This window comes from Kamptonema animale CS-326 (assembly GCF_028330895.1).
Classification (GTDB): Bacteria; Cyanobacteriota; Cyanobacteriia; order Cyanobacteriales; family Microcoleaceae; genus Kamptonema; species Kamptonema formosum.
This window is the reverse complement of sequence record NZ_JAQMUA010000150.1, coordinates 1-5,736: the sequence shown is the minus strand read 5'-3', so window position 1 is coordinate 5,736 and position 5,736 is coordinate 1. Positions and strand designations below refer to the sequence as shown.

At 44.7% G+C, this 5,736-nt stretch carries 8 protein-coding genes; 4 read left to right on the top strand and 4 right to left on the bottom strand.

From position 1 onward, the window contains the following. Window positions 1-97: 97 nt before the first annotated feature. The 4 genes from PN499_RS09020 to PN499_RS09005 form a co-directional block, all read right to left on the bottom strand. The gene (locus tag PN499_RS09020; RefSeq protein WP_272031463.1) at window positions 98-337 is read right to left on the bottom strand and encodes a type II toxin-antitoxin system TacA family antitoxin; all 240 of its coding nucleotides are present in this window, start codon (window positions 335-337) and stop codon (window positions 98-100) included. A 137-nt stretch (window positions 338-474) separates the two neighbouring features. Further along, window positions 475-693 carry a type II toxin-antitoxin system HicA family toxin gene (locus tag PN499_RS09015; RefSeq protein WP_272031462.1) on the bottom strand — a complete coding sequence of 73 codons (219 nt, stop codon included), beginning with the start codon at window positions 691-693 and terminating at the stop codon, window positions 475-477. After that, window positions 693-938, bottom strand: a complete 246-nt coding sequence (locus PN499_RS09010; RefSeq protein WP_272031461.1) for a type II toxin-antitoxin system HicB family antitoxin — start codon at window positions 936-938, stop codon at window positions 693-695. The genes PN499_RS09015 and PN499_RS09010 overlap by 1 nt, the downstream gene beginning before the upstream one ends. A 79-nt stretch (window positions 939-1,017) precedes the next feature. Then, window positions 1,018-1,158 (bottom strand): hypothetical protein, encoded by a 141-nt coding sequence (locus tag PN499_RS09005; RefSeq protein ID WP_272031460.1) that lies wholly within the window; start codon window positions 1,156-1,158, stop codon window positions 1,018-1,020. Window positions 1,159-1,497: 339 nt separating this feature from the next. On the opposite strand from PN499_RS09005, the gene tkt reads away from it, so the two are divergent. The 4 genes from tkt to PN499_RS08985 form a co-directional block, all read left to right on the top strand. Then, window positions 1,498-3,504 (top strand): transketolase, encoded by a 2,007-nt coding sequence (tkt, locus tag PN499_RS09000; RefSeq protein ID WP_272031459.1) that lies wholly within the window; start codon window positions 1,498-1,500, stop codon window positions 3,502-3,504. Between the two features lie 222 nt (window positions 3,505-3,726). Further along, window positions 3,727-4,050, top strand: coding sequence for a hypothetical protein (locus tag PN499_RS08995; RefSeq protein WP_272031458.1), 324 nt, complete (start codon window positions 3,727-3,729; stop codon window positions 4,048-4,050). Further along, entirely contained in the window at window positions 4,047-4,412 is a 366-nt protein-coding gene (locus PN499_RS08990; protein ID WP_272031457.1) for an aspartyl protease, read from the top strand. Before PN499_RS08995 ends, PN499_RS08990 begins: the two co-directional genes overlap by 4 nt. Before the next feature lie 168 nt (window positions 4,413-4,580). Beyond that, a partial coding sequence (locus PN499_RS08985; protein ID WP_272031456.1) for a serine/threonine-protein kinase occupies window positions 4,581-5,736 on the top strand: 1,156 nt, incomplete at its 3' end.

Sequence of the window (5,736 nt, the reverse complement as noted above, 5' to 3'; positions counted from 1 at the left end):
GAGTTGACGGGGTTGTCACCCCGTCAAGAGTTAAAGCTGTCAATTTGATGTGATGAATTCAGCTTTTCGGGAGGCGAAAGCTGCTGTCAATCTTGTTCTAATCCCATGGAGATTTAGTTGTTAGTAATATGTGTAGCTTTTCATTTCCCATAGGTTGAGCATCTAGTAAGGCCATAAATTCCTTAAATTTCACTTCATCTAACCCAAAAAAACATCGGTCTAAAAGAACATCTTGGGCTTTTTGGTAGGCTGACTCCACCATGAACTCTGAGGGACTTTTTCCTTGTACTTGAGCCGCGCGATCGATTAAATCACTTTGAGCTAGCTTGTCGGCCAACTACATTTCCTTGCATCATTTATGCCGTCCTGACCAATGTACCACCGACAGCATAAACCGCATCAAAACCAATTTGTTCCGCCCAAATTCATTAACCGTATCATAATTGGGAATCAATTGACAAAACTTTCTCAAATTTATAAGTTCTCCCAATCACTAATATCAACTTTAGCCTGTCCCAAAATTTTCGCTAAAAAGTTGGCACTAATATCACCTTGATGAGGATTGGGGATAGTAACGCGAAGGTTATCTTTCAACATGAACTGATGCCTCTTTCCCGAATAGGGCCCATCAAATCCTAGTTGTTTCAGGTAATAAATTAACTCTCGACGTTTGATTGGTTTTAAAGGAGGCATCAGGCAACTTCTTTAGTAATTGTAAGGTCGATATTATCAATGACTGGTAAAGGAAGATTCAGGGTGAGACTAAGTAAAATCCAGTCTTCTAATACCTCTTGTAATTCTTCTCGACAAGCTTCGAGAGTTACAGCATTTGCATAGACTCCCTCACAGATAGGAATTTCTCCATAGAAAGTCCCATCATCAGGGAAAATTTCATACTTAGCTTGCTTCATAGCAGTTTGGATGTATTTAGTTAACATATTAAAGCACTCCCTTATTAGCAATACAACGAAAGAAAATCATGGCGTGTCCTCTCAAATTATGATCGACTAAAAAAATTCATGGCTGAGACTTAAATTTGGCTTTTGCTGCTTGAAGTTGGGCTTGAATAGCTTCTTGACCAGGTTTGCGTGTACCCGCGATTGTCAGTCCTCTTTCTGTGCGGATAATTGCTGCTTCTTCATGGGATATGTTTGTCATCTTTATAGTCTCCTAGAAGTTATTTCTATATTACTAGCTGATTACTGGCAAGTCCCGAAATCGCGATGCCTGCGGTTGGCTACGCCTGGATACCTCACCTCCGTAACCGCAAGGCGCTTTCACCTCCAAATCGCACCTAATCTCCACAAGGCCAGACATTTATCCACTCCGCCAAAGGATAACAAGCCCTGAAATCATCTTGCTTGGCTGTCCAACTGGTGGGATGATCTGTAATGCAGCCTCACGGCGATTCCAGAGCAACTAAAGCGTAGAGACGCAAATTAAACAATCTCTACCATCGGATACTCACACACACACTCGGCATATATAAAGACAACTATGGCTGTTGCAACCCAATCACTCGAAACACTCTGCATCAACTCGATCCGCTTTCTGGCCATCGACGCGGTAGAAAAGGCAAAATCAGGCCATCCAGGGCTACCGATGGGCGCTGCGCCTATGGCGTTCGTGCTCTGGGATCGCTTTATGCGGTTCAACCCGAAAAATCCTAAGTGGTTTAATCGCGATCGCTTCGTACTCTCGGCGGGTCACGGCTGTATGCTTCAGTATGCCCTGCTGCACTTAACGGGCTACGATAGCGTCACCATTGACGATATTAAACAATTCCGTCAGTTGGAGTCCAGAACCCCCGGACATCCAGAAAACTTTATGACTCCTGGGGTGGAAGTTACTACTGGCCCTCTGGGACAAGGAATTTGTAATGGCGTGGGTTTAGCGATCGCAGAGGCCCACTTGGCTGCTAGATTTAACAAGCCTGATGCCACGATTGTTGACCACTACACCTATGTCATCCTGGGCGACGGCTGTAACATGGAAGGGATTTCTGGTGAAGCTTGTTCCTTTGCGGGACACCAGGGATTAGGCAAATTGATTGCCCTTTATGACGATAACCACATCTCTATTGATGGTTCTACGGATATTGCCTTTACTGAAGATGTTAGCAAGCGATTTGAAGCTTACGGCTGGCACGTTCTGCACGTACCCGAAGGTAACACGGATTTAGAAGCAATTGCTAAGGCGATCGCAGAGGCAAAATCTGTCACCGATAAACCATCGATGATTAAGGTGACAACAACTATCGGTTACGGTTCTCCTAATAAGCAAAATACCGCTGACGTTCACGGCGCGGCTTTAGGCACAGACGAAGTAAAACTCACCCGCGAGAAGTTAGGCTGGGAATACGAACCCTTTGTCGTACCTGAAGATGCCTTAAAGCATTTCCGTAAAGCTGTAGATCGCGGCGCAGCAGCAGAGGCAGAATGGAATGAAGCTTTAGCTCAATATAAGGCTAAATATCCCGCAGAAGCCGCTGAATTTGAGCGGATGAGTAGCGGTAAATTGCCTGAAGGTTGGGAGAAGGCTTTGCCTGTTTATACTCCCGCTGATAAAGCTTTGGCAACTCGGAAGCATTCAGAAATTACGCTGAATGCGATCGCGAAAGTTATACCTGAATTAATCGGCGGTTCTGCTGACCTTACCCACTCTAACTATACAGAGTTAAAAGGAATCGGTAACTTCCAAAAAGGACATTACGAAAACCGTAACATCCACTTCGGAGTCCGCGAACATGGGATGGGCGCGATTTGTAATGGCATTGTCCTCGACAACTCAGGATTAATTCCTTATTGCGCTACCTTCTTAGTATTTGCTGACTATATGCGGGCAGCAATTCGCCTCTCTGCATTATCGGAAGCTGGCGTGATTTATGTAATGACTCACGACTCCGTTGCATTAGGTGAAGATGGCCCCACTCACCAACCAGTTGAAACAGTTGCTTCTTTGCGGGTAATTCCTAATTTGTTAGTAATTCGTCCTGCTGATGGCAATGAAACATCAGGCGCTTATAAGATCGCAATTGAAAATCGTCATCGTCCAACTTTGATGGCTTTCTCACGTCAAAACTTGCCTAACTTGGCTGGTGCTTCGATTGAAGGTGTTGCTAAAGGAGCCTACATTTTATCAGATGATGGTGGTACTCCTGACATCATTTTAATCGGTACTGGCGGCGAAACTTACCTTTGCGTTGATGCGGCTGAAAAGTTACGGGCAGCAGGTAAGAAAGTGCGCGTTGTTTCCTTCCCTTGCTGGGAATTATTCGAGGAACAAGATGCTGCTTATCGCGAATCTGTGTTACCAAAAGCTGTGAAGAAGCGCTTAGTAGTTGAAGCTGGCGTTAGCTTCGGTTGGGAGCGTTATTTTGGTTCTGAAGGTGCGATGCTTAGTATTGACCGTTTTGGTGTTTCTGCACCTGGTAATGTGGCCTTAGAAAAGTTTGGTTACACGGTTGATAATGTGGTAGCTAAGGCTAAAGAAGTTATCGGTTAATTTTAATCTATAAACTTCTGGTGGGGTGGGCATTTTGCCTGCCCCATTTTTGTTGTGCGATAATGGGAAGAATAGTCAGGATTTACGCACGTCGAGGTCAGAAACCGGGTTTTTTACGAAAATAGTTCGTTGCAGCCGCAGATGCGGTAAAAACCCGGTTTCTCGGGCCCATGAGATAATAAATTTTTGGTAAAATAGAGCGATCGCTACTAAAAACACCCTATGATCGCAGCACCTCCCGGATGGAAACCCCGCCGCATATCCGAAAAATACATAAAACCGCCAATTTCTCCCGAAGAAAAAGCCAAGCAAAAAGCCGAAAGTCAAGCGCGGTGGCAGCGATGTCGCCCTATTTTTGAACGAGTCCGCGACGAACTGATGGCAACTCACTATAATTGGTACATTGTCATCGATCCAGATAGCGGTGAATACTTTATTGAGAAAGATCAACTCGTTGCTTTTGAAAAGCTACGGGCAAATCCTCCTCAAAAACTAATGGTTGTGCGCCGCTTGAATGAAAGCGGAGTTTGTGGCAGCATCTTATGATTCAAGGCAGGTTTGAGGAGGAGGAAAATCAACTATTTTTTGAAATAGGCTTGGTATCTGCTGATGGCGAAGTTATGTTTGTAGACGCGCTACTAGATACAGGTTTTACAGGTTGGTTGGCAATTAATAGCCAAGATTTAGATTTTGGCTGGATGTTTGTAGATGATGAATATCCCATGAAAACTGCACAGGGAGAAGGTGATTTTAATATTTATATCGGCACTGTACAAATCGATGGCCAAGAATTTAATGTTCCTGTTGTAGCAGGAGATTCTATTCCAGAAGTTCTGATCGGCATGGAGTGGCTGAAAACTAAACGGTTAGTGATAGATTTGCCTGCGGGAGTCCTAACTTTGGGGTAAAGTTGGAACCTAGCATCGTGCCATTTTTGAGGCGAGGTTTTAACCTTTGCTGGAATACGGGTTTAACGCGCTTGTTGACATAACTAGGAAGTAAACCCAACTGAAAAAATACTGTTAAAATACAGGGTAGGCTGAGATAAAAATTAATATTGGCTGGCGGTGAGGGGAATGGTTTGGATACCAGGGCAGAAGTTAAATGGCGATCGCTATATTATTGAGCGCAAGATAGACAAGGGCGAGGGCGGCTTTGGGGCCACCTACCTCGCGAAGAAGGCCCAAAGCAAGCAGCGGGTTGTCATCAAAACGCTGAAAGATGAATTATTGAGAGATCCAAAGTTTGCCTGGTTTCGGGACAAATTCCGGGATGAGGCGCTACTGTTAGCTTTGTGCAGACATCCCAATATTGTACAAATAGACAACTTTTTTATTGATGGTAATTTGCCCTGTATTGCGATGGAATATGTGGCAGGGGAAGATTTGTGGAATTGGGTGGAAAAGCGCGGTATCCTGTCGGAAACAGAAGCTTTAAACTACATCCGTAAAGTGGGAGAAGCACTGATTGTTGTTCACGAAAAAGGCTTGCTGCATCGGGATATCAAGCCAAGCAATATTATGGTGCGCGACGATCGAGATGCAGTTTTGATTGACTTTGGTTTGGCGCGGGGTTTTATTCCAGATCGCACTCAGCAACTCACTGTAGGGTTAACACACGGTTTTGCTCCTCCCGAACAGTACGGCGAAATTGGCAAATTTGCTGAGTATACAGATGTTTATGCTCTGGCGGCAACGCTATACTATCTGTTAACAAAAACACCACCAACTGCTGCACATTTGAGAGCTTTAAATCATCCTTTAAAGCCGCCGTTTCAGCTCAATCCTAATATTAGCGATGCTGTACACCGGGCAATTATGGAAGGGATAGAAATGAAGGCAATAAAGCGTCCTCAATCGGTTGAACAATGGTTGGCGATGCTTCCCCAAGCTTCCCTTCGCAATGCAGGAAGGGTTATTCCGCCAACGATTTTTAGCCCGCAGCCACAGCCACAAACTGTCAAATTGATTTCAGCAAAAGGAGTCGATTATGGTCAACTCGATCGGCTATTGGCTAGCAGAAAATGGAAAGAGGCGGATCTGGAAACGGCTAATAAAATGCTGGAAGTAGCAGGGAGAACCAGCGAAGGCTGGCTAAGGGTTGAAGATATCGATCAATTTCCCTGTGAAGACTTGCGAACGATTGACCAACTTTGGGTAAAATACAGTAATGGACTCTTCGGCTTTTCGGTGCAGAAGCGCATCTATCAAAGTCTGGGGGGAACCAGGAAAT

What these genes read in the sequence shown, in the direction of transcription:
- PN499_RS09005 (WP_272031460.1), bottom strand. Translation starts at nt 1,158, where the DNA reads ATGACAAACATATCCCATGAAGAAGCAGCAATTATCCGCACAGAAAGA.
- PN499_RS09015 (WP_272031462.1), bottom strand. Translation starts at nt 693, where the DNA reads ATGCCTCCTTTAAAACCAATCAAACGTCGAGAGTTAATTTATTACCTG.
- tkt (WP_272031459.1), top strand. Translation starts at nt 1,498, where the DNA reads ATGGCTGTTGCAACCCAATCACTCGAAACACTCTGCATCAACTCGATC.
- PN499_RS08990 (WP_272031457.1), top strand. Translation starts at nt 4,047, where the DNA reads ATGATTCAAGGCAGGTTTGAGGAGGAGGAAAATCAACTATTTTTTGAA.
- PN499_RS08995 (WP_272031458.1), top strand. Translation starts at nt 3,727, where the DNA reads ATGATCGCAGCACCTCCCGGATGGAAACCCCGCCGCATATCCGAAAAA.
- PN499_RS09010 (WP_272031461.1), bottom strand. Translation starts at nt 938, where the DNA reads ATGTTAACTAAATACATCCAAACTGCTATGAAGCAAGCTAAGTATGAA.